The 21,907-nt window shown below is 67.6% G+C and carries 16 protein-coding genes and 1 pseudogene; 8 read left to right on the top strand and 9 right to left on the bottom strand.

Going from position 1 to position 21,907, the window contains the following annotated elements; translation table 11 throughout:
* Positions 1-130 precede the first annotated feature (130 nt).
* From sppA to FLL57_RS22405, 8 genes and pseudogenes are all read left to right on the top strand, one after another.
* Positions 131-1,111, top strand: coding sequence for a signal peptide peptidase SppA (gene sppA / locus FLL57_RS22440; protein ID WP_142884062.1), 981 nt, complete (start codon positions 131-133; stop codon positions 1,109-1,111).
* Between the two features lie 162 nt (positions 1,112-1,273).
* A pseudogene (locus FLL57_RS22435) lies at positions 1,274-1,591 on the top strand (integration host factor subunit beta); the annotation flags it as partial.
* A 37-nt stretch (positions 1,592-1,628) separates the two neighbouring features.
* The gene (locus FLL57_RS22430) at positions 1,629-2,015 is read left to right on the top strand and encodes a lipopolysaccharide assembly protein LapA domain-containing protein (RefSeq protein WP_013499915.1); all 387 of its coding nucleotides are present in this window, start codon (positions 1,629-1,631) and stop codon (positions 2,013-2,015) included.
* 58 nt (positions 2,016-2,073) lie between these two features.
* Positions 2,074-2,715, top strand: coding sequence for a phosphoribosylanthranilate isomerase (locus FLL57_RS22425; protein ID WP_142884061.1), 642 nt, complete (start codon positions 2,074-2,076; stop codon positions 2,713-2,715).
* A gap of 13 nt (positions 2,716-2,728) precedes the next feature.
* A complete protein-coding gene (gene trpB / locus FLL57_RS22420) occupies positions 2,729-3,943 on the top strand; it encodes a tryptophan synthase subunit beta (protein ID WP_013499917.1) in 1,215 nt (404 codons plus the stop codon).
* Positions 3,943-4,779 carry a tryptophan synthase subunit alpha gene (trpA, locus tag FLL57_RS22415; protein WP_013499918.1) on the top strand — a complete coding sequence of 279 codons (837 nt, stop codon included), beginning with the start codon at positions 3,943-3,945 and terminating at the stop codon, positions 4,777-4,779. The genes trpB and trpA overlap by 1 nt, the downstream gene beginning before the upstream one ends.
* Positions 4,780-4,887: 108 nt before the next feature.
* Positions 4,888-5,874 carry an acetyl-CoA carboxylase, carboxyltransferase subunit beta gene (gene accD, locus FLL57_RS22410; RefSeq protein WP_142884060.1) on the top strand — a complete coding sequence of 329 codons (987 nt, stop codon included), beginning with the start codon at positions 4,888-4,890 and terminating at the stop codon, positions 5,872-5,874.
* Positions 5,871-7,199 carry a bifunctional folylpolyglutamate synthase/dihydrofolate synthase gene (locus FLL57_RS22405; RefSeq protein ID WP_047307643.1) on the top strand — a complete coding sequence of 443 codons (1,329 nt, stop codon included), beginning with the start codon at positions 5,871-5,873 and terminating at the stop codon, positions 7,197-7,199. The genes accD and FLL57_RS22405 overlap by 4 nt, the downstream gene beginning before the upstream one ends.
* Positions 7,200-7,338: 139 nt before the next feature.
* Here the strand turns inward: FLL57_RS22405 and trxA are convergent, their stop codons facing one another.
* From trxA to coaBC, 9 genes are all read right to left on the bottom strand, one after another.
* On the bottom strand, positions 7,339-7,659 hold the full coding sequence (gene trxA / locus FLL57_RS22400; RefSeq protein WP_011155644.1) for a thioredoxin: 321 nt from the start codon (positions 7,657-7,659) through the stop codon (positions 7,339-7,341).
* Between the two features lie 96 nt (positions 7,660-7,755).
* Complete coding sequence (addA, locus tag FLL57_RS22395) at positions 7,756-11,241, bottom strand: double-strand break repair helicase AddA (RefSeq protein ID WP_047307656.1); 3,486 nt, start codon at positions 11,239-11,241, stop codon at positions 7,756-7,758.
* Positions 11,238-14,387 (bottom strand): double-strand break repair protein AddB, encoded by a 3,150-nt coding sequence (addB, locus tag FLL57_RS22390; RefSeq protein ID WP_047307644.1) that lies wholly within the window; start codon positions 14,385-14,387, stop codon positions 11,238-11,240. Before addB ends, addA begins: the two co-directional genes overlap by 4 nt.
* Before the next feature lie 62 nt (positions 14,388-14,449).
* Positions 14,450-15,172, bottom strand: a complete 723-nt coding sequence (locus tag FLL57_RS22385; protein WP_047307645.1) for a nucleotidyltransferase family protein — start codon at positions 15,170-15,172, stop codon at positions 14,450-14,452.
* 148 nt (positions 15,173-15,320) lie between these two features.
* Complete coding sequence (locus FLL57_RS22380; RefSeq protein ID WP_013499924.1) at positions 15,321-15,632, bottom strand: hypothetical protein; 312 nt, start codon at positions 15,630-15,632, stop codon at positions 15,321-15,323.
* Between the two features lie 103 nt (positions 15,633-15,735).
* On the bottom strand, positions 15,736-17,256 hold the full coding sequence (tsaE, locus tag FLL57_RS22375) for a tRNA (adenosine(37)-N6)-threonylcarbamoyltransferase complex ATPase subunit type 1 TsaE (protein ID WP_047307646.1): 1,521 nt from the start codon (positions 17,254-17,256) through the stop codon (positions 15,736-15,738).
* Positions 17,253-19,766 carry a sensor histidine kinase gene (locus tag FLL57_RS22370; RefSeq protein ID WP_047307647.1) on the bottom strand — a complete coding sequence of 838 codons (2,514 nt, stop codon included), beginning with the start codon at positions 19,764-19,766 and terminating at the stop codon, positions 17,253-17,255. Before FLL57_RS22370 ends, tsaE begins: the two co-directional genes overlap by 4 nt.
* Positions 19,767-19,984: 218 nt before the next feature.
* Positions 19,985-20,443: a dUTP diphosphatase gene (dut, locus tag FLL57_RS22365; RefSeq protein ID WP_047307648.1), complete on the bottom strand. Its 459-nt coding sequence runs from the start codon at positions 20,441-20,443 to the stop codon at positions 19,985-19,987.
* Positions 20,440-21,885: a bifunctional phosphopantothenoylcysteine decarboxylase/phosphopantothenate--cysteine ligase CoaBC gene (coaBC, locus tag FLL57_RS22360; RefSeq protein ID WP_047307649.1), complete on the bottom strand. Its 1,446-nt coding sequence runs from the start codon at positions 21,883-21,885 to the stop codon at positions 20,440-20,442. Before coaBC ends, dut begins: the two co-directional genes overlap by 4 nt.
* Positions 21,886-21,907: the final 22 nt, after the last annotated feature.

The following is a 21,907-nucleotide window of genomic DNA, read 5'->3' as shown; positions in this document are numbered from 1 at the left end:
GCGACCATCCACCACCGATGGAACGGTCCATGTTTTCTTCATATTGGATTGCAATTGATGTAATCCGCTCACGGGACATCAACGATCCCGCCCGACAACCGCATGATGGCCGCCGACCGGAGAACCGCTGATGTCGCTTGATTCCGATGTGATCGTCGATCGCCGCCGGATGCGCAGAAAGCTGACGTTCTGGCGCGTCGCAGCGGTAGCCGTCGCGATCGTTGCGGTGGTGGCGATCGGCGTGATGGCGTCGCCGGCCGGACGCGGCACGCTCACCACCACCGGCTCGATCGCCCGCATCAAGATCGAGGGTCTGATCCGCAGCAACAACGATCGCGTCGAAGCACTCGACCGGCTCGGCAAGTCGTCCTACGCAGCCGTGATCGTGCACATCAATTCGCCCGGCGGCACCACGGCGGGCTCCGAGGAATTGCACGATGCGCTGGTGCGGTTGAAGGCGAAGAAGCCGATGGTAGTGGTCGTCGAAGGGCTCGCAGCCTCCGGCGGTTACATCGCCGCCCTCGCCTCCGAACACATCATCGCGCAGCAGACCTCGCTGGTCGGTTCGATCGGCGTGCTGTTCCAATATCCGAACCTGTCGGAGCTGTTGAAGACCGTCGGCGTCAAAGTCGAGGAGGTGAAATCGTCGCCGCTGAAAGCCGCGCCGAACGGTTTCGAGCCGACCAGCCCGGAGGCGCGCGCCGCGATCGAGTCGCTGGTGAGAGATTCCTACGCGTGGTTCCGCGGCATGGTGCAGCAGAGTCGCAAGATGACCGACGATCAGCTCAACGTCGTCGCCGATGGGCGGGTGTTCACCGGGCGCCAAGCTGTCGGCCTGAAACTGATCGACCAACTCGGCGACGAGAAGACCGCGATCGCCTGGCTGGAGACGGCGAAGAACGTCAAATCCGGTCTGCCGGTGCGCGACTACAAGCTGGCGCCGCAATTCGGCGATCTCACCTTCTTGCGCGCCGCCACCTCGATCGCGTTCGACGCCGCCGGACTGAGTGCTGTGGCGCGCCGTGTCGAACAGACCGGCGCAATGCAGTCGGTCGAACGGCTCGGCCTCGATGGCATGCTGGCGCTGTGGGCACCGTCCGCGGGTCAGTGATCTCTGCCCGCGGGGCGTGCAGCCCTTGCGGTATTTTGACCCTGAAAGCCGGTTCGCTGACGCCGCCAGGGCGCGCTTCCCGGTGCCGTCTGTCCGATTTAGCGTCTTGACAGTTCACGGCATTTTCACGGAAATGGCGGTCCGCACGCACGGACCAAATCCTCGATGATCAAATCCGAACTCGTTCAGCGTATCGCCGAGCACAACCCGCACCTGTATCAGCGGGACGTCGAGAACATCGTCAACGCGATCCTCGATGAAATCGTCGATGCGTTGGCGCGGGGTGATCGGGTGGAACTGCGCGGCTTCGGCGCATTCTCGGTGAAGCATCGTCCGGCACGGGCCGGGCGCAATCCGCGCACCGGGGCGCATGTACCGGTCGAGCAGAAAACCGTGCCGTTTTTCAAGACCGGCAAGGAAATGCGTGAGCGCCTGAACCGCGACAGCGGCGACGGCGCCCCAACCAGCGACACAGCGTAGCGCGACGCCCCATTGCCGAGCCAGGCGAGCGAATGACATGCAGAAATTCCTGACGGCCCTGGTGCTGATCCCGCTCGGTTTGATCCTCGTGGTGTTCGCGGTCGCCAACCGCCACATGGTCGACGTTTCGTTCGACCCGCTCGACCCCACCAATCCGCTCGGCCACATCCGGCTGCCGCTGTTCGTGGTGATCATCGCGGTGGCGATCATCGGCGTCATCGTCGGCGGCATCGCCACCTGGTTCGGACAACGGCGATGGCGTCGCGCCGCCCGCCGGCATCAGGCCGAAGCGATCGAAGCCCAGAACCAGCTTGCCAGCCTGCGCGCCGGCCTCGCCACACCGGCGCAGAGCGAGCCGCGCCGGCTGCTGCTCGAGAGCGGTTCCACCGGCTCCGGGCGCGACAAGTCCCGCGCGACGTTGTAAGACTGCGCATTCTCTGCGGCGCCTTGGCGCGCCGGCAACCCAGACTCAGCGCACACCCATGGCCACAATCGTGAAAATCTGCGGTCTGACGACCGCCGACACCCTTGAAGCAGCGGTCGAAGCCGGCGCCGACATGGTCGGCTTCGTGTTCTTTCCCGCTTCACCGCGCCACCTCGACATCGACTTCGCCGATGCGCTCGGCCGTCAAGTCCGCAGCCGCGCCGCCAAGGTCGCGCTCACCGTCGATGCCGACGACGACCTGCTCGACGCCATCGTCGAGCAGCTTCGGCCGAACTGGCTGCAATTCCACGGCAGCGAGAGCCCGGAGCGGGTGCGTTCGATCAAGCGGATCTACGGCCTGCCGGTGATGAAGGCGATCGCGGTGGCCGGCCCGGACGATCTGGCGGTGCTGCCGGACTACGCCGCAGTCGCCGACCGCATCCTGTTCGACGCACGGCCGCCGAAGGACGCCACCCGGCCCGGCGGTCTCGGCACCGCGTTCGACTGGAAGCTCCTCGACGGCGTCGATCTCAAACTGCCGTTCCTGGTCTCCGGCGGTATCAATGCCGGCAATGTCGCCGAAGCGCTGCGGGTGACGCGCGCCCACGGAATCGACGTCTCGTCGGGGGTGGAAACCTCACCCGGCGAAAAGGACCCGGATCTGATCCGCGACTTCATCCGCGCCGCCCGCGCGGCCTAACCCAAGAGCTGACATGAACCAAGCTTTGCCGAATTCCTTCCGGTCCGGCCCCGACGAGCGCGGGCATTTCGGCATCTATGGCGGCCGCTTCGTCGCCGAGACGCTGATGCCGCTGATCCTCGATCTGGAAAAGGCCTATGCGGAAGCCAAGGTCGACCCGGCATTCCGCGCCGAGATGGACAGCCATCTCAAGCACTATGTCGGACGTCCCTCGGCGCTTTATTTCGCCGAGCGGCTGACCGAGCATTTCGGCGGCGCCAAGATCTACTTCAAGCGTGAAGACCTCAACCACACCGGCGCCCACAAGGTGAACAACGTGCTCGGCCAGATCATGCTGGCCAAGCGCATGGGCAAGCCGCGGGTGATCGCAGAGACCGGCGCCGGCATGCACGGCGTCGCCACCGCGACGATGTGCGCCAAGTTCGGTCTCGAATGCGTGGTGTTCATGGGGGCGGTCGACGTCGAACGCCAGCAGCCCAACGTGCTGCGGATGAAGGCGCTCGGTGCCGAAGTCCGCCCCGTCACCTCCGGCGCCAATACGCTGAAGGACGCGATGAACGAGGCGCTGCGTGACTGGGTCACCAACGTCCACGACACCTTCTACTGCATCGGTACCGTGGCCGGTCCGCATCCCTATCCGATGATGGTGCGCGACTTCCAGGCGGTGATCGGCCAGGAAGTCCGCGAGCAGATCATGCAGGCCGAAGGCCGCCTGCCGGACTCGCTGATCGCCTGCATCGGCGGCGGCTCCAACGCGATGGGCCTGTTCCATCCGTTCCTGGACGATCCGGGCGTCGCGATCTACGGCGTCGAAGCCGCAGGCCACGGCCTCGACAAGCTGCATGCGGCCTCGATCGCCGGTGGCAAGCCGGGCGTGCTGCACGGCAACCGCACCTACCTGTTGATGGATGCGGACGGCCAGATCGAGGAAGCGCATTCGATCTCCGCCGGCCTCGACTATCCGGGCGTCGGCCCGGAGCATTCCTGGCTGAACGACGTCGGACGGGTCAAATTCCTGTCCGCCACCGACACCGAAGCGCTCGACGCCTTCAAGCTGTGCTGTCGACTGGAAGGAATCATCCCGGCGCTGGAGCCGAGCCACGCGCTCGCCAAGGTCGCAGACCTCGCGCCGAAGCTGCCGAAGGATCACCTGATGGTCGTCAACATGTCCGGCCGCGGCGACAAGGATCTCGCCTCGGTCGCCGAACATCTCGGGGGCCAATTCTGATGACCACCCGCATCGACACCCGCTTCACCGAGCTGAAGCAGCAGGGCCGCCCGGCACTCGTCACCTTCGTGATGGCGGGCGATCCCGATCTCGACACCTCGCTGCAGATCCTCAAGGCGCTGCCGGCCGCAGGCGCCGACGTGATCGAGATCGGCATGCCGTTCACCGATCCGATGGCTGACGGTCCGGCGATCCAGGCCGCCGGCCTGCGCGCCCTGAAGGCCGGCACCACGCTGAAGAAGACGCTGGCGCTGGTCCGCGACTTCCGCGCCACCGACAACGCCACCCCGCTGGTGCTGATGGGGTACTACAACCCGATCTACATCTACGGCGTCGATGCCTTCCTGGCGGATGCCAAGGCGGCCGGCGTCGACGGCCTGATCATCGTCGACCTGCCGCCGGAAGAGGACGAGGAGCTGTGCCTGCCGGCGATGAAGGCCGGGCTCAACTTCATCCGCCTCGCCACCCCGACCACCGACGAAAAGCGGTTGCCGGCGGTGCTCGCCAACACTTCGGGCTTCGTCTATTACGTCTCGATCACCGGCATCACCGGATCGGCCGCGGCGGACGCCTCGGCGGTCGGCGCAGCGGTGCAGCGGATCAAGCGTCACACCAACCTGCCGGTCTGCGTCGGCTTCGGCATCCGCACGCCGGATGCGGCGCAGGCGATCGCCGCGCAGGCGAACGGCGCAGTGGTGGGCTCGGCGCTGATCGATGCGCTCAAGGCCAGCCTCGACGCCGAAGGCCGCGCCACCAAGGCCACGGTCGGTGCGGTGGCGGATCTGGTCGCCTCGCTGGCGGCCGGCGTTCGCGGTGCGAAACAGGCTGCGGAATAGCAGCGATCGAAGCAGGACGGTGGTCTGGACGGGGCCGTGCCCCGCCGCCATATCCTGACAACGCCATGAACCCAGGCGGCGCCTTGTGGGCGACGCGCGGAGCACGTCATGAACTGGTTGACCAACGTCGTCCGTCCGAAGATCCGCAACATTCTGCGGCGCGAGACTCCGGAGAACCTCTGGATCAAATGTCCGGATACCGGGCAGCTCGTGTTCTACAAGGACGTCGAGCAGAACCAGTTCGTCATTCCCGGCTCCAACTATCACATGCGGATGGGCGCATTGGCGCGCCTGAAGTCGATCTTCGACAACGAGACCTGGTACGACGTCGCGTTGCCCGAAGTGGTGGCCGACCCGCTGAAATTCCGCGACGAGCGCAAATACGCCGACCGCATCAAGGACGCCCGGACCAAGACCGGCGCCCATGACGCGGTGCGCGTCGGCTTCGGCAAGCTCGAGACTTCGCCGGTCGTGGTCGCGGTGCAGGACTTCGACTTCATGGGCGGCTCGCTCGGCATGGCGGCCGGCGAAGCGATCATCCGCGGCATGGAGCTCGCCGTCGAAAAGCACGCACCCTTCATCATGTTCGCGGCCTCCGGCGGCGCCCGGATGCAGGAAGGCATCCTGTCGCTGATGCAGATGCCGCGCACCACCGTGGCGGTGCAGATGCTGCGCGAAGCCAAGCTGCCCTACATCGTGGTGCTGACCAACCCGACCACCGGCGGCGTCACCGCCTCCTACGCGATGCTCGGCGACATCCACATCGCCGAACCGGGTGCGCTGATCGGCTTTGCCGGCGCCCGCGTGATCGAACAGACCATCCGCGAGAAGCTGCCCGACGGCTTCCAGCGCGCCGAATATCTCAAAGACCACGGCATGGTCGACATGGTGGTGCATCGCCACGACCTGCGCTCCACGCTGGCGCGGCTGTGCCGGCTGCTGACCAAGTCGCCGGCGCTGACCGTCACCACCGCGGTCGAGACGCCGGCCGAAGCCGTCACCCAGGCCGAGCCGGAGGCCGAAGCCCCCGAGCAGAAGACCGCGGCTCCGGCGCCCACCGAGCCGCCGGCCCAGCCGGCCCCGCCGCAGGCGTGAGCGAAGGCACCGCGCCGCCGGCCTCGCTCGGCGAGTTGCGCGCGCGCCTGGCGCGGCTGCATCCGGTCGCGATCGACCTCACGCTCGGCCGGATCGAGCGGCTGCTCGCGGCGCTCGGCCATCCTGAGCGCAAGCTCCCGCCGGTCATCCATGTCGCCGGCACCAACGGCAAGGGCTCGACCGTCGCGTTTCTGCGCGCGATCCTGGAAGCCGCAGGACTGAAGGTCCACGCCTACACCTCGCCGCATCTGGTCCGCGTCAACGAGACCGTCCGGATTGCCGGGCGGCTGGTTCGCGACGACGAACTGCTGGCGGCACTGACGGATTGCGAGCGCATCAATGCCGGTGAGCCGATCACGCTGTTCGAGATCGAAACCGCGGCGGCGCTGCGGCTGTTCGCCCAGCATCCCGCCGATGTCACCCTGCTCGAAGTCGGCCTCGGCGGCCGGCTCGACGCCACCAATGTAATCGAGCATCCGCTCGCTTGCGTGCTGACGCCGATCAGCATCGACCACACCGAGTTTCTCGGGCCGACCGTCGCCGACATCGCGGCCGAAAAGGCCGGCATCCTGCGCCGCGGCGCGCCGGTGATCGTCGCCGAGCAGCGCGACGAGGCGATGGAAGTGATCGAACGTGAGGCCAAGCGGCTGCGCGCCCCGCTGTTCGCCTGCGGCCAGCAATGGCACGTCCAGCTCGAACATGGCCGGCTCGCCTATCAGGACGAACGCGGCCTGCTCGATCTCACCGCCCCCAAACTGTTCGGCCGGCATCAGATCGACAATGCCGGCCTCGCGATCGCGACGCTGCGGGCGCAATCGCACTTCACGATTCCGCAGAGCGCCTACCAGGCCGGGCTGCTGGCGGCGGAGTGGCCGGCGCGGATGCAGCGGATCACGTCCGGCAAACTGCTCGATGACGCACCGGCCGGCTGCGAACTTTGGCTCGACGGCGGCCACAATGCCGACGGCGGACGCGTCGCCGCCGCAGCGCTGGGCGACCTCGAAGAGCGGGTGTCACGGCCGCTGGTGCTGATCGCCGGCATGATGGCCAACAAGGACGCCGCCGCGTTCCTCGCCAACTTCACCGGGCTGACGCGTCACCTGATCGTGGTACCGATCCCGGACCGGGCCGGCGCGATGGCGCCGGAAGCGCTGGCAGACGCCGGCCGCACCCTCGACCTGCGGGTGGATCTCGCCGCCGACGTCCCGGCGGCGCTGCGGCGGATCGCGGCGCTGGCTTACGAACTGCCGCCGCGGATCCTGATCACCGGCTCGCTGTATCTCGCCGGTCATGTGCTGAGCCTCAACGGCACACCGCCGAGTTAGTCCACATCCGTCGTCATGGCCGGTCAGGACGAGTTGAGAAGCCGCTATCGGACCCAACCGCATTGCGAGCAAGGCGCGTACAAAAGCAAAACGGCCGGCGGATGCCGACCGTTTCAGAGCGTTCATCGTGCGCCTGAGTTCAGACCGCAGCGCTGATCCACTGCTGCAGCTTGGCCTTCGGCGCTGCGCCGACTTGTCGCGAGGCCATCTCGCCGCCCTTGAAGATCATCAGGGTCGGGATCGACATCACGCCGTACTTCGAGGCGGTAACCGGGCTCTCGTCGACGTTGAGCTTCACGATCTTGACCTTGTCACCCATCGCCCCGGCGATTTCGTCGAGCGCCGGCGCGATCATGCGGCACGGGCCACACCACTCGGCCCAGAAGTCCACCACCACAGGCCCCTGGGCGTTGAGAACCTCGTTTTCGAAATCGGCGTCTGACACCTTACCAACGGCCATGGGATACCTCGTGAAACCGGATGAAGAGCGGCGGCGGGAATCGCGCCGTGATGACGGGTGAACGTAGGAACGCACCGCGGTGCGGTCAAGCACGGCTCACGGCACCGTCAGATCGGCCTGCTCCGCGTCCAGCGCAGAGGCCGAAATCTCCATGATTTCAGCCGCTTCAGTCCAGAGCAGGGCGGCCCGGACGGTGCGCTGTGGATAGATCGCGCCGAGCACCGCGCGGTAGCGGGCGAGCTGGCGGACGTAAGCGCGCGGCGCCTCGGCCTCGACCCGCGGCGGAGCATGGTTGGTCTTGTAATCGACGATCAGGACCTCGGTCTCGGTCACCACCAGGCGGTCGATCTGACCGGACACCAGCACCGGGCCGCCCCGGCGCTGCAGCCGGCCGACGATCGGCACCTCGGCGCGGCTGCCGGGGCCGAACACTGCCGCGAACCTGGCATCGGCAATCAGCCCGAGCACCTGGGCGGCGAGCGCGTCGCGGTCTTCGCTATTCCAATCGGGTGCGTTGCGGGCGAGGAACCGGCCGGCCGCCGCGGAGCGATCGCCAGCGGCAATGTCCGGCAACGATTGCAGCAGCCGATGCACCAGCGTGCCGCGCTGCAGCGCGCGGCTGCGGCTGGCATCAGACTCCCCTGGGCGCAGCCGGCGCCGATCGTCGTCCTCGGCATCCGAGGGCCGCAGCACCTGCTCGGCGGACGGCAGACCGGGCGCCGGCCGGCGCAGCCAATCGGGCAGCGACGTAACCGTCGCCTCCTGGCTCGGCATCGCAGAGCCGGTTTCCTCGATCACATCCTCCGGGCGGCAATAGCGCTTGATTACGCCGTCCGGCGGGACCGACTGCATCGCCAGCCCGGACGATTCCAGCCCCTTGCTGATCAGGTCGTACCAGGAATGCGGGCGCACCTCGTTGCGGTTGCCCGGCATACAGCCGCCGACGATCAGCCGGTCGGCCGCGCGGGTCATCGCAACATAAAGCAGCCGGCGATACTCGTCCTCGGTCTCCTCGATCATCGCGCTGCGCGCCTGCTCGACGACGCTCGGATCGTCGGCCTTGCGGCCGGCCCACACCATCGCGGCGACCGAGCCCGGCGCGGCGTTGCCGCCGGGCAGCCGAATCAGATTGAGCCGCTGGGTGTCGGCCGGCGACGAGGTGGTGTCGATCAGGAACACCACAGGCGCTTCCAACCCCTTGGCGCCGTGCACCGTCATCACCCGGACTTCGTCGCGGGAGATCTCCATGTCGCGCTTGATCTCGGTGTCGGCCTCGCGCAGCCACGCCATGAAGCCCTGCAGCGACGGCGCCCGCTTCTGTTCGAAGCTAAGCGCCAGTTCGAGAAACTCGTCGAGCGCATCGTTGGCCTCCGGCCCGAGCCGGCGCAGGATTCGGGCGCGGCCGCTGTCGGCGCCATCGCCGCCGAGCAGCCAGGCGTAGAATCCGAACGGCGTTTCGACCTGCGCCCGCGCCGCGTAGCTTTCCAGCCGGCGCTGCACGGCCGCAAACTTCTGATCGCCCGCGGCATGATCGGCGAGCGCGGCACGGAGCGAACCCTTGCGCTGCCAGGCCAGCTTGAACAGGTCGTCGTCGTCGAGCCCGAACAGCGGACTTTTCAGCGCCACTGCGAGCGCCAGATCGTCCTGCGGCAGCAGCAGTGCGTCGGCGAGATTCATCAGGTCGATGATCGCGATGTGCTCGGTCAGCTTCAGCCGGTCGGCGCCCGCCACTGGGATGCCGCCGCGCTTCAATGCCTGGATCACCGCGTCGAACGCCGAGCCGCGCCGCCGCACCAGGATCAGCACGTCGCCGTAGCTCAGCGGACGGCGCTGGCCGACCGGCCCGGTCCGGGTGCCGCGGCCGATCAGTTCGCTGATTTCGCCTCGCACCTTGTCGGCAAGCCGAACCTCGGGACTGGTTTCGGACACCGCGTCGAACGGCGCCTGCCAACCTTCGATCTGCTGACGATCGTCCGGAACTTCCAGTGGCCACAGATCGATCAGGCTCGGTCCAGCATCTGCGAGCGACGCGTGGACTGGATAGTCGATATCGGCGTGGATGCTGCGATAGATCGCCGGATCGCGAAACACGTGATCGACCGACTGCAGGATCGCGGCGCCGGACCTGAACGAGTAGTTGAACGAAACCTTTTCGAAGGTCAGGCCGGCGCCGGTGAACCGCCGCTGCAACAGGTCACGCCACTCGGCGAACTCCTTCGGCACCGCGCCCTGAAAGGAGAAGATCGACTGCTTCTCGTCGCCGACCGCGAAGATGGTGCGTTTGATGCCATCGCGCGCGCCCTCGCCGGCGGTGAATTCGTCGATCAGCCGCGCCACGATCTTCCACTGCTTCGGCGAGGTATCCTGCGCCTCGTCGATCAGCACGTGATCGACGCCGCGGTCGAGCTTGAAATGCACCCAGCCGGCCGCGCCGCTGTCGAGCATTGCCAGCGTCTTGTCGATCAAATCGTCGTAGTCGAGCAGCCCGCGTTCGCGCTTTTCGCGCGCGATGTTGCCGGCGACCTGCGCGGCGATCACCAGCAGCGCCCGTGTGCGCTCGCGCAACGCCAGCGCGCGGCGTCGTTCGAGCAACCCGGCAAGCCGGGCGCCTTCGCGCTGCAGCCTTTCGGCGAGGCCGGGCGCGCCGTCACCGAGCTTCTTGGTAATCAGGCTTTTGCGCAGGCCGCTCTCCTTGGTGAAGAACACCTGGAGATAGGCCTCGATCTGCGCCGTATCCGCCAGCGCCAGCGCGGCGCGCAACCGCCTGCCCTGCGCCTGATCGTTCGCGCTGCCGCCTTCGAAGGTCGCCGCGACCGCAGCCCATTCCGATCGCGGCAGGTTCGGGCCATCGACGATGTCGCGATCGGCCGCCTCGCAGCTATCGTCCGGCGCAACGCCAAGCGTGGCGGACAATTGCGCCATCGCACGCTCGACGCTGCCGGCCTGCGCCACCCACGCCATGAAGCGGTCGCGGCTCATGCAGGCTTCCTGCACCACGTCGCGGAAGGTGACGTCGGCAGCGCTGGTCATCGCAAACGCCAGCGCGCGCCCGGCATCGCTGTCCGGCGCCGCAGCGGCGCGCAGCAGCACGTCGAGGCTGGCGCGCTGCATCAGCTCGGCCTGATCGCGATCGTCGAGCACGCTGAATCGCGCCGGCACGTTGGCCTCGAACGGAAACTGCTGCAGCAGCCGCGTGCACAGCGCGTGGATGGTCTGCACCTTCAGCCCGCCCGGCGTCTCCAGCGCGCAGGCGAACAGTTTCCGCGCCTGCGCCAACAGCGAAGGCCCGACCGTTTTGACCCCGGTAGCCCCGATCGCGGTTGTCAGCGCGTCGTCGTCGAGCTTCACCCAATGGCCGAGCGTGGTGAACACCCGCTCCGCCATGTTGGCGGCGGCCGCCTTGGTGAAGGTGATACACAGGATGCGCTCCGGCGAGACGCCGTCGAGCAGCAGCCGGATCACGCGCTGCACCAACACATGGGTCTTGCCGGAGCCGGCATTGGCGGAGACGAACACCGATGCCGACGGATCGGAGGCGATCTCCTGCCGGGCGCGGGCCTCGTTGGGAATGACGCGGCTCATGACGTCGCGTCTCCGCGACCGCCGGCCGCCGACCATTCCTTGATCCGCGCCAGATCATCATAGGTGCCGTAGCGCTGCGACCACATCGACAGCACCAGCGAACGATAGGGCTGCTTCTCGTCCTCGAAGCGGCGGACCAATCCTTCCAGCTTGGCACGGGCTTCATCGGCGGCATCGTCGGGGTGCTGTGGTTCGTCCTTGCGCTCGATCTTCAGCTCGAGCACGCGCTCATCACCCGGCGGCGTATTACCGCTCAGCTTGACGTAAGTGAGCTCGCTCACCGAGGCGGCCGCCGGAATATCCGCAAAGCCACCGTCGCGCAAAATCGCCGCTTCCAGTGTAAGCTGCGGCGACAGCCCCATCCGCACTTGTTTGCCGGTCGGCGGATGTCCGGTCTTGTAGTCGAGGATCGCGTAGCTGCCGTCATCGCGCCGTTCGATGCGGTCGGCACGCGCCGACAGTTCGAAATTGCGTTCGCCACCAAGCGGGATCGTCAGCGTGCCGCGGCGCTCCGCCTGTACCTGTACAACGCCGGTACGGCGCTGCTGCTCCCACGTAGCGAACCAGGTCGCGATCCGCAGGAAGCGCGGCCACCACAATGCGCGCGCCTCGGCATGCCCCATCAGCGGCGCGAAGTGTTTCTGGCCGATCTCGCGCAGCGCCGTCACCGGATCGTCCGGCAGCGCGTCCTGATAGCGTTCGGTGAATTCGCCGAGCGCCGCATGGATCGCCGAGCCGCGATCGGCACCCGACAGCGGCATGTCGACCGGATCGAGCGGCGACAGCCGCAGGATGTACTTGGCGTAGATCGTGTACGGATCGCGCAGCCAATCCTCGATCGCGGTGACCGGCAGTTTCAGCGGCCGCGCGATCCGCGGCGGCCTCGGTGCAGGCTGCGCGATCGGCGTCACGCTCTCGGGGCGATCGAGTTCGTGCGTGTAATCCAGATAGATCTGCCCGCGCGCCTTCATCGCCTTCCAGCGATCCTCGCCGGCGACCGCTTCGAGCCGGTGCAGGAAGCGCGACGCCACCGCGGGCGCACCGCCGACCTTGGCGGCGTGGGCAATGAACACTTCGTCGGCGCCGAGCGCCTGCGCGAAGTCGTGCGCCGACAGGCCGATGCGGCGCTCCGGCAGATCGAGCCCGAGTTCGTGCCGCATCGGCCGGCTCAGCCACGGGTCGATCCGCGGCGCCGGCGGCCAGACGCCCTCGACCAAGCCGCCGAGCACGACCCGGTCCTGCTGCGTCAGACGGGCTTCGAGCGGGCCATAGATCCGGATCGGCGCCTCGGCGAGTTCGGGACGGCGGACGACGCGATCGCCGAACGCGGTCTCGAACACTTCGCCATAGTCACGCGCAGCGACCAGCACGCCGCTCGCCGGCCCGACCGCGGCGAGATCGTCGAACGCTCGCAGCAGTGCCGAACCTTGCGGGCCTTCGAAGGCTTCGGCGATGCCGTCGTGATCGGCCGTCAACGCCTTCAAGACGTCGCGATGCCGCGCGCCGATCTCGCACAGATCGAGCGGGCTCGGTCCGAACGTCTCCAGCGGTGCGAGCGCGGCCTCGAGCTGCGCGATCAGCGCCTGCGCATCGTCGAGGCTCGGCTCCGACAATCGTGTGCGCGGCTCGGACGGATGCAGCGCGCTGGCCTCGCCGCGCTTCAGCTTGGCGAGTTCAATCCGAAAGATTGCGAACTCCTTGGCGAGCCCGTGGCAGCCGGCAGGCGGCCGCGGGCCGCGCAGCAGCGCCAGCTCCAGGGTTTCGATCGCGCGGCGCCAGCCATGATCAGCGCGGCCGAGCCGGAGCAGCGGATGCTTGAGCAGAGCCAGCAATGTCGCCGGCTCGCAGCCTTCAAGTGCAGCCTCGGCCGCAAGCCGCGCAAAAATGCCGGGCTGCGTCTCCATCAGCGAGTCGCCGCCGGAATCGTCGACCGGAAGATGCCAGCGGCCGAGTGCAGCGACCACGCGGCGCGCCAGCGCGCGATCCGGCGTGACCAGCGCGGCGGTCTTGCCCTGCTCCCGCGCCTCACGCAGCACCACCGCGATCGCCAGCGCCTCGGCTTCCGAATTCGGCGCTTCGATCAGCGTCAGCCCGCCGGTACCTTCGCCGATCAGGCGATCGACGTCGGCATCCTTCAGCCGATCGTGCCATACGGCGGTTGCCGATGACGGCCGCAACGCCTCGGAGGTGAGGAGTTCGCGGCCGTGCCGAGCGGGCGTACCGAGTTGCTGCACATCCCGACGTCCTACGCCCATCCGGTCGAGCAGGCTATGCATGGCGTATTGCGGATGGTTCGGCGATGGCGGTGTGACGAGCTTGCCCTGCCGGTCCCGGCTGCCGCCGATCAGATCCCATGCCGCATCATCGAGATCGACATCGAGGCCAGGCAGCACCACCGCGCCATGCGGCAATCGCGCGATCGCGGTGAGCAGCTTCGCGGTCGCCGGCATCGAGCCGGTCGAGCCGGCGGCGATCACCGGGCCGCTGCGCTGGGTCGCCAGCCGCTGCGCCTCGGCGTCGATCAGCCGGTCGCGGCGAGCCGCCGGTTCGATCCGGTCGGTCTCTTTCAGATGTTGCGGCCAGGTGTGGCCGGCGATCTTGAGGAAATCGAGCGTCAGGCTCCAGTAGCGATCGAACGCATCGGGCACCAGCGTGCCGAGCGCCGACCAATCGACGCCGCGGGTCGACATGTCGTCGATCAGCCGCGCCAGATCGTCGGCGAGCGCCAGCGCCGAGGCCGGTCCGCCGACCACCAGCGGCGCCTGCACCGGATCGTCCGGCTTCAGCCGCGCCGCCCAGCTTGCGATCAGTTGCGCCAGCAGCAGCCGGCGCGGCAGCCCGTCGAGCGCCGGCGGAATCTCGAGATCGGCGAGGCCGGATGCGGCCTGCGAAAACGCCAGCTCGTCTTCGTCGATATCGCCGAGCGCGACGATCCGCGGCAGCAACACCGCATCGGTGCCGAGCACGTCGAGGAAAATCTCGCGCGCCATCCGGCCGGCGCGGCGGGTCGGCAGATACAGCGTGGCGTCGGCGAGCCGCTCCGGCGCGCTACGCGCCTCGAAGCCGTCGACCAGCCGGCCGTCGACCAGGGCCGCGATGACCGTGCGCAGAAACGGCGCCGAAGATGGAACGCTGAAGACGTGCATCGATGTCCTGATTCGCTCGCGCCATCATGACACGGCCAATCCGGCGAAAGGAGGTGGCGGGCTCAGGCCACGCTGGCGAGATACGCCCGTTCCGCCGCCGTCACCGCCTCGGGCGTGCCGACATGCATCCACACCCCGTCGAGCCGCAGGCCGAACAGCCGCTGTTGTTCGGCAGCGCGATCGAACATCCTGGTCAGCGAGAATTCGCCCTGCGGCGCATCCTGGAAGATCGCCGGCGACATGATCGCGGCGCCCGCATAGACGAACGGCACCACCTCGGTCTCTTTCCGCTTGTGCAGGGTGCCGTCCGGGCTCATCGCGAAGTCGCCCTTGCCCGCATAGCCGATGCTGGCCGCAGTCGGCGCCATCAGCAGCAGGATGTCCATCCGTACCGGATCGAACGCTTCGGCGAGGCGCGCCAGGTTCGGCCGGACGCCGTCGATCCAGACCGTGTCGGCGTTGAGATGATAGAACGGCGCATCGCCGAGCAGCGGCAGCGCCTTGACCACCGCACCGCCGGTGCCGAGCACCTGACCGCGTTCGTCGGAAATCATCACCCGCGGGCTCTGCCGTCCCGCAACGTGGTCGATGATCTGGTCCGGCAGATAGTGGACGTTCACCACCGCTTCGGCGACGCCGACTTCGGCGAGCCGGTCGAGCACGTGGTCGAGCAGCGGACGGCCGGCGACTCGCACCAACGGCTTCGGCATGTGATCGGTGAGCGGGCGCATCCGCAGGCCGAGGCCAGCGGCCAGCACCATGGCTTTATGGGGACGAACCGTCATGTTCTCCGACTCGGAACGCGCCAAAACGGCGCGAATCGATTGTATCACGCTGCCCCGATCGGTCTATCGGAGGCGGTCACTGGGTAGTCTGCGATCATGACGACGATACGACGCGGGCGGTCCGTTCCGGCCCGATCGGCGAGCCGGCTCAGGCGTTCTCCACCTGTGCGGCCGGGCGCTTCTTTTTCTTGTCGAGACGCAGGAAGGTGACGCCGATCTGGTCGCCATTGATCCAGCTCAGCTCGCAGCGCCGATACGCCAACCCCGTCGACGACAGCAGCAGGAAGAATTCCTTCAAATTGAGGCCTTCGACCGAGCCTTCGATCGTCAGCTTGGCTCCGAGCTCGGAGACGTCTTCGATCAGACAGGGACGGCGCCAGGTGCCGTCGATCGCCATCATCTGAGCCCGCAACCCGCGATCGAACACGACGCGGCCGTCCTTATTGCGTTCGGCAACCATTCCATCGTCCTGCAGTTCGGTCTTGGCGCCGCTGGGCCGTGCCGCAGCGACCCCGCAACACTACGGGGCCGGCTCTAAAGATGCGTAAAGGAAATCCGCCGAATCAGAGCGGTGGCGGCACCTGGGCGCGGTACCAGGCCCGGACCTCGGCGAGCGCCGGATGGGCCAGCGAGCGTGCAAGATACGCCCACACCCGCGGCTGATGCTTCAGGTAGTGCGGCTTGCCGTCCCGCCGGTTGAGCCGGGCGAAAGTTCCGAGCAGCCGCGTATTTCGCTGCGCCGACATCACCGCATACAGCCGCGCAAAGCCGGCAGCGTCGAATTCAGAATCGGCCGCCAGCCGTGCTTTGACGTAGCGGCCGAGCAGCGACAATTCGACCGCTTCCGGCACGTCGATCCGGGCGTCCTGCAGCAACGAGACCACGTCGTAGGCGGCGGGCCCCAGTACGGTATCCTGAAAGTCGATGATCCCGACCCGCTCGATGCCGGGGCGGTCGCCGAGCCAGATCAGGTTGGGTGAGTGAAAGTCGCGCAGCACCCAGGTCCGTGCTTCGCGGGCAATGTCGGCCAGCAGCTTGCGCCACAACGCGACGAATTCGGCGCGCAGCGCCTCGGTCGGGATCACGCCGCGATCCGGCAGATACCACTCCGGCAGCAGCCCGACTTCGATCATCATGGCGTCTTCGTCGAAGGTCGGCACCGCGTAGCTTTCGCGCGGCGACAGCGGAAGATGATCAGGGAGCGGCTTGGCATGCAGCGCCGCCAGCATGTCGGTGGCGGCCTGATAGCGAGCCACCACCGGCGCCGGCGGATCACCCTCGACCACACCGACGCTGCCGAGATCCTCGGTGATCAGGAAGCCGGCATCGAGATCGGCATGATGAATGGCGGGGGCGGAAAAGCCGCGCTCGCGCAGGCCCTGACCGATCGCGACGAACGGCCGGACGTCCTCGGCCAGATGCACCGCAGCGCTGTAGCTCTTGCCGGCATACAGCGCCGGCCCATCGGGACGGCGCGGCGCGTTCATCAAAATCACGCTTTCGGTGCCGCGCTGCAGCCGGGCGTAGGAGCGCGTCGAGGCATCGCCCGGCATGTGCAGACGCTCGGCCTCGGCATAGCCGGCGGTCTCGATGAAGCTGCGCAGCGCGGCGAGCCGTTCGACCTGCTTCACGGCCTTGCCGTGGCCGGTGATTTCCGCCGCGCGCGCCGATGGGCCGAGCGCCGGACGATGACTGAGCGCGATGTCGATGCGGTCTTCCGGCAGCGCCGCGCCAGCGCGCTCGGGCCATTCGATCAGCGCCACGGTGCCGTCCGGCAGCGGCGACAGGCCGATCTCTTCCAGTTCCGACGGATCCTCGACCCGATACAGATCCGCATGCAGGAGCGGATAAGGCGGCAGATCGTAGGTCTGAACCAGCGTGAAGGTCGGGCTCGGCACTTCGAGCGTGTCGTCGGCCGCGAGATAGCGGATCATCGCCCGCGCCGCAGCGGTTTTGCCGGCGCCGAGATCGCCCGACAGGGTGACGACGTCGCCGGGACCGATCAGCAGCGCGACCTCGGCCATCAGCCGCGTGGTCGCCGCCTCGTTGGCCAGCGCGACTGAGAATGTCGCCGCCGCGCTCATTCGGCCGCGTGGCGTTGGGCGGACTGCTCGAGCGGAAACTCGCAGGTCACCGAGGTTCCGCGGCCGACCGTCGACTCGACTTCGACCTTGCCGCCGTGCAGTTCGACGAACGAGCGCACCAGTGACAATCCGAGGCCTGCGCCGCGATGCCGCGAGCCCTGCGGGTCGCTTTCGAACAGATCGAACATCCTGTCCTTGAACGCCGGCGCGATCCCCGGACCGGCATCTGCGACGGTGAACGCCACCCGGGTTTCGCCCCTGCGAACCGTCAACCGGACCGTCCCCTGCGGCGGCGAGAAGTCCACCGCATTGGCCAGCAGATTGTACAGAACCTGCACGACGCGCCGCTCGTCGCCGACGAAACGATCGATCTCCGGATCGACGTCGATCTGCAGCGCGATCTGGTCGCGGGCCAGTCGATCCTGAATCCCTTCCGCCGCGGCGTCGATCGCCTTGCGGATGTCGATCGGCCCCAGATTGAGCGTCATCGCCCCGGCATCGATGCTGGCGAGATCGAGGATGTTGTTGATGATCGCCATCAGCGCGTTGGTCGAGGTCGTGATGTAGTTCACGTACTCGGCTTGCTTGTCGGTGAGCGGCCCGGTCGAGGAATCGCTGAGGAAATGCGCGAAGCCGATGATCGTGGTCAGCGGCGAACGCAGCTCGTACGAGACGTGGTGGACGAAATCGATCTTGATCCGATCGGCGGTCTCCAGCGCTTCGTTGCGCTCGCGCAGCGCCCGCTCGACGTTCTCGGTGTCGGTGAGGTCCTGGAACGTCAGCATCGTGGCGCCGTCGGGCAGCGGCATCGTCTTGCAGGCCAGCACGCTGCCGTCCTTGCGCTCGAGCTTGAGCAGCACATGGCGGCGATCGTCGATGCCGGTGATGGCGCCGCGCAGCGCCTGCCAGAACACGTCGTCGTCGAACAGCGGCCGGCACCACGTCTCGATCGCCTCGATGTGCGGCTGGCTCTGCATCGCCTCGGCGGACAGGTTCCACATCCGCGCGAACGGCGGATTGAACAACTGCGCGCAGCCGTTGGAGCCGAACACCGCGACCGCCTCGGACAGGTTGTCCAGCGTCTCGCGTTGGACGTCGATCAGACCGCCGTAGCGGCGCTTGAGGTCGAGGCTCTCGGTGACGTCGTCGAACAGATAGGTGACGCCGCCTTCCGGATTGGGCGTGGTGATGATGCTGACGGCGCGGCCGTCCGGCAGATACCAGACGTCCTTGTCGGCCTCGACCGCCCGATAGGCTTCGTGCAGCTTGTTCTTCCACGCCTTGAAGTCACGCTCCTCCGGCAGCTTGCGCTCGGCGCGCAGCCGGTCGAGCACGGTGGAGTCGTCGGGATGGCTATCGAGGAAGATGCGGTCGAGGTCCCAGAGTTTGCGATAGGAGTCGTTGTAGAATTTCAGCCGCCGCTGCGCATCGAACACTGCGACACCGGACGAAAGCTGATCGAGCGTCCGGCGATGTGCATCCGCCATGCGCTCCAGCGCGACACCGAGCGCGGCGGTTTCAGTGGCATCGACCGCAATGCCGGCGCTGCCGCCGGGCACCTTGAGCGCCCGCACGTCGAAATAGCGGCGCTCGCCACCGACCACGATCGGCAACCGGCCAGTGAATTCGGCGCTGTCGCCGAGCGAGCGGGCCAGAGCGGCGCGGTCGCCGGTATCGAGCAGTTCGAGATTGCGGCCGATCGCATCCGCCGCATCGCTGGCATCGGTCGCGCGCGCGTAGGCGGCATTGGCGAAGCTGAGTGTACCGTCGGCGCGGCGGGTCCAGATCGGCCAGGGCGCCGCGGTGGCGAAGCCGCGCAGCATCTCGGTTTCTTCCTGCAGCGCTTTGAAGCGCCGCGTCATGTCTGCGAGCTCCCGGCGGACGCCACTCAGCTCGCGGATGCGGACGACGGCCTGACCGCCCACCGCACGCCCCATCGCCTCGATCGACCGGCCGTTCGAGGTGACGAGTTGCAACAGAAAGCCTTCACCCTTGTCGAGCAGCGCATCGACGGCGTGGTCCATCTGCAACGCCGGCTCCGGCGGCAGCCAGGTTCCGAAGGCGAGGATGCGCTGCGGCTGGCGACTCTGGGGCTCGGCGGGCAGAAACAGTGCGGTGTCGCCGCTGATCCGCGGCCGGCTGTCACCGGCGATCCAGGAGATCAGCACCTGCGGCTCGGCGAACAGCAACGCCTGGAAGCGATCCGACTCGGCCTGCAGTCCCTGCAGGTCGGCCCGCAGCCCGGCCTCGCGCGCCGCCGCGCGTTGCCGCGTCCGCACCAGCATGATCGCCGACATCACCGAAAAGCCGAGCGCCGCGAGCGCGATGATCAGCGTCATCATCTCGTGGCGGTTCAGATCCAGCAGCAGCGACGAGGTGATGGCGGCCAAGTGATCGTCTGCGGCTCGCGCCGGCGACGACGCGACCATCACTGCCGTCCCAGCCAAACCATGCACCAGGGAGGTGCACGACAGACTGGTCCGACGTATGGACCCCAATACGCCTGACATCGATTGCCCCAAACCGCACGGCGCAACTCACAAGCCGCGCCATAGCCGAATCAAGCGACATTATCGCCATCGCGACTCGGCGGGTAAGAGTCCAGACCGTGAACGGAGACGCGACCGTTCGTAAACGGACGGTTTATATTTTCCGACAGCAATTCCGGCCGCGCTTGACACTAAATCTAGTGGAGTCGCGGAAGTAGCACCTCAACGCAAATCGCTACTCAGCGGCCGGTCGAACCGAAACCGCCGGCCCCGCGATCGCTCTCGGGCAGCGCCTCGACCGCGACGAACTCGGCGCGGCTGACCGGCGCGATCACCATCTGAGCGATCCGCTCGCCGCGCCGGATGGTGAACGGCCCGCTGCCGTGATTGATCAGCAGCACGCCGATTTCGCCGCGATAATCGGCATCGATCGTGCCCGGCGCGTTCAGCACGGTGACGCCGTGTCTGGCGGCAAGGCCCGAACGCGGCCGAACCTGGGCCTCGTAGTTTTGCGGAAGCGCGATGGTGAGACCGGTGGGAACCAGTACGTAGCAGCCGGGCTGGAGCGTCAGCGGCGCATCCTGCGGGACGGCTGCGATCAGGTCGAGCCCGGCGGCATGCGCGGTCTGATACTCCGGCAGCGGCAGGCCTTCGCCGTGCGGCAGGTGGCGAATCGAAACGGTGATCACTTGGGTCATGCGGGAACTGCCATGGTTTGGACGATCCGAGCCACCAGCGCGGTCGCGACTTCGTCCTTGGTCATCAGCGGCCACGATTCGAGATCGGTGGCGGCACCGTGGCGTATCAGCAGATGCACGGTGTTGCGATCGCCGCCCATCACGCCGGTGGCCGGCGAGACGTCGTTGGCGACGATCCAGTCGCAGCCCTTGCGGGCCAGCTTTGCGGTCGCATTGTCGATCAGGTTTTCGGTCTCGGCCGCAAAGCCGATCACCAGCGGCGGCCGGCTTTCGGTCAGTTTCGAGATCGTCGCCAGGATGTCGGGGTTTTCGGTGAGCTGCAGCGGCGGCGGCCCGCCGGCGCCCTTCTTCAGCTTCTGCTCGCCTTCGGCCGCAACCCGCCAGTCCGCCACCGCGGCGGCGAAAATCGCCACATCCGCCGGCAACGCGGATTGGACGGCAGCAAGCATCTCGCGTGCCGACTCCACCCGGGTGAGATCAACATCTGCCGGCGCCCGCAATTCGACCGGACCAGAGATCAGAGCGACCTCCGCGCCGGCGGCGGCAGCAGCCGCTGCGATCGCGTAGCCCTGTTTGCCGGACGAGCGATTGGCGATGTAGCGCACCGGATCGATCGGCTCGTGGGTCGGGCCTGCGGTGATCAGCACGCGCTTGCCGAGCAGCGGCTTCGGCGGCCGCGGCCGCCACAGCGCTTCGGCCGCGGCCGCAATCTCGATCGGCTCCGCCATCCGGCCGACCCCCGCCTCGCCGCGCTCGGCCATCTCGCCGGCATTGGGGCCGACCATCGCGACGCCGTCCTGCCTGAGCTGAGCGACGTTGCGCCGGGTCGCGGCGTTGTTCCACATCAGCGGATTCATCGCCGGCGCCAGCAGGATCTGGCGATTGGTGGCGAGCAGGATCGCGGTCGCAAGATCGTCGGCATGGCCGCCGGCGATCTTGGCCATCAGGTCGGCGGTCGCCGGCGCGACGACGATCAGGTCGCAGTCGCGCGCCAGACGGATGTGTCCGGCATCGAACTCGCTCGCAGGATCGAACAGATCGGTGTAGCAGCGCTGATGCGACAGCGCGCTCGCGGTCAGCGGCGTGACGAATTGCTGCGCGGCCTTGGTCAGCACCACGCGGACATCGGCGCCGCGCTCCTTCAGCCGGCGGATCAGGTCCATCGACTTATAGGCCGCGATGCCGCCGCCGACGATCAGGGTCACCCGCGCCCCATCCGGCTGCGACTGGAGACGCGCGCCATCCGGCGGATCATCGGGCGCCGGGGCGGGGGGAACGGACAGCTCGGCGGAGGCGGGCTCCGCGAAGCCGAGCCGCTTGTGGCAGGCATCGCGCAGGATGACCCGAACCTCGTCTTCCATCGAACGGCCGTTGGCGGCCGCGCGCTGGCGCAGTTCGGCTTTGAGGAGATCGTCGAGCTTGCGGATCGTCAGATTGGCCATGGAGGAAGGCTAGTCGACGCTC

Origin of the sequence: Rhodopseudomonas palustris, from assembly GCF_007005445.1 — a bacterium.
GTDB lineage: Bacteria > Pseudomonadota > Alphaproteobacteria > Rhizobiales > Xanthobacteraceae > Rhodopseudomonas > Rhodopseudomonas palustris_G.
Note: the sequence above shows the minus strand (reverse complement) of the source record. Positions and strands in the feature narration are given on the sequence as shown.

Coding starts and splice junctions, on each gene's coding strand:
- FLL57_RS22430 (WP_013499915.1), top strand. CDS start 1,629: ATGCAGAAATTCCTGACGGCCCTGGTGCTGATCCCGCTCGGTTTGATC.
- addA (WP_047307656.1), bottom strand. CDS start 11,241: ATGAGCCGCGTCATTCCCAACGAGGCCCGCGCCCGGCAGGAGATCGCC.
- trpB (WP_013499917.1), top strand. CDS start 2,729: ATGAACCAAGCTTTGCCGAATTCCTTCCGGTCCGGCCCCGACGAGCGC.
- sppA (WP_142884062.1), top strand. CDS start 131: ATGTCGCTTGATTCCGATGTGATCGTCGATCGCCGCCGGATGCGCAGA.
- FLL57_RS22385 (WP_047307645.1), bottom strand. CDS start 15,172: ATGACGGTTCGTCCCCATAAAGCCATGGTGCTGGCCGCTGGCCTCGGC.
- FLL57_RS22370 (WP_047307647.1), bottom strand. CDS start 19,766: ATGTCAGGCGTATTGGGGTCCATACGTCGGACCAGTCTGTCGTGCACC.
- trxA (WP_011155644.1), bottom strand. CDS start 7,659: ATGGCCGTTGGTAAGGTGTCAGACGCCGATTTCGAAAACGAGGTTCTC.
- trpA (WP_013499918.1), top strand. CDS start 3,943: ATGACCACCCGCATCGACACCCGCTTCACCGAGCTGAAGCAGCAGGGC.
- coaBC (WP_047307649.1), bottom strand. CDS start 21,885: ATGGCCAATCTGACGATCCGCAAGCTCGACGATCTCCTCAAAGCCGAA.
- addB (WP_047307644.1), bottom strand. CDS start 14,387: ATGCACGTCTTCAGCGTTCCATCTTCGGCGCCGTTTCTGCGCACGGTC.
- dut (WP_047307648.1), bottom strand. CDS start 20,443: ATGACCCAAGTGATCACCGTTTCGATTCGCCACCTGCCGCACGGCGAA.
- tsaE (WP_047307646.1), bottom strand. CDS start 17,256: ATGAGCGCGGCGGCGACATTCTCAGTCGCGCTGGCCAACGAGGCGGCG.
- accD (WP_142884060.1), top strand. CDS start 4,888: ATGAACTGGTTGACCAACGTCGTCCGTCCGAAGATCCGCAACATTCTG.
- FLL57_RS22425 (WP_142884061.1), top strand. CDS start 2,074: ATGGCCACAATCGTGAAAATCTGCGGTCTGACGACCGCCGACACCCTT.
- FLL57_RS22380 (WP_013499924.1), bottom strand. CDS start 15,632: ATGGTTGCCGAACGCAATAAGGACGGCCGCGTCGTGTTCGATCGCGGG.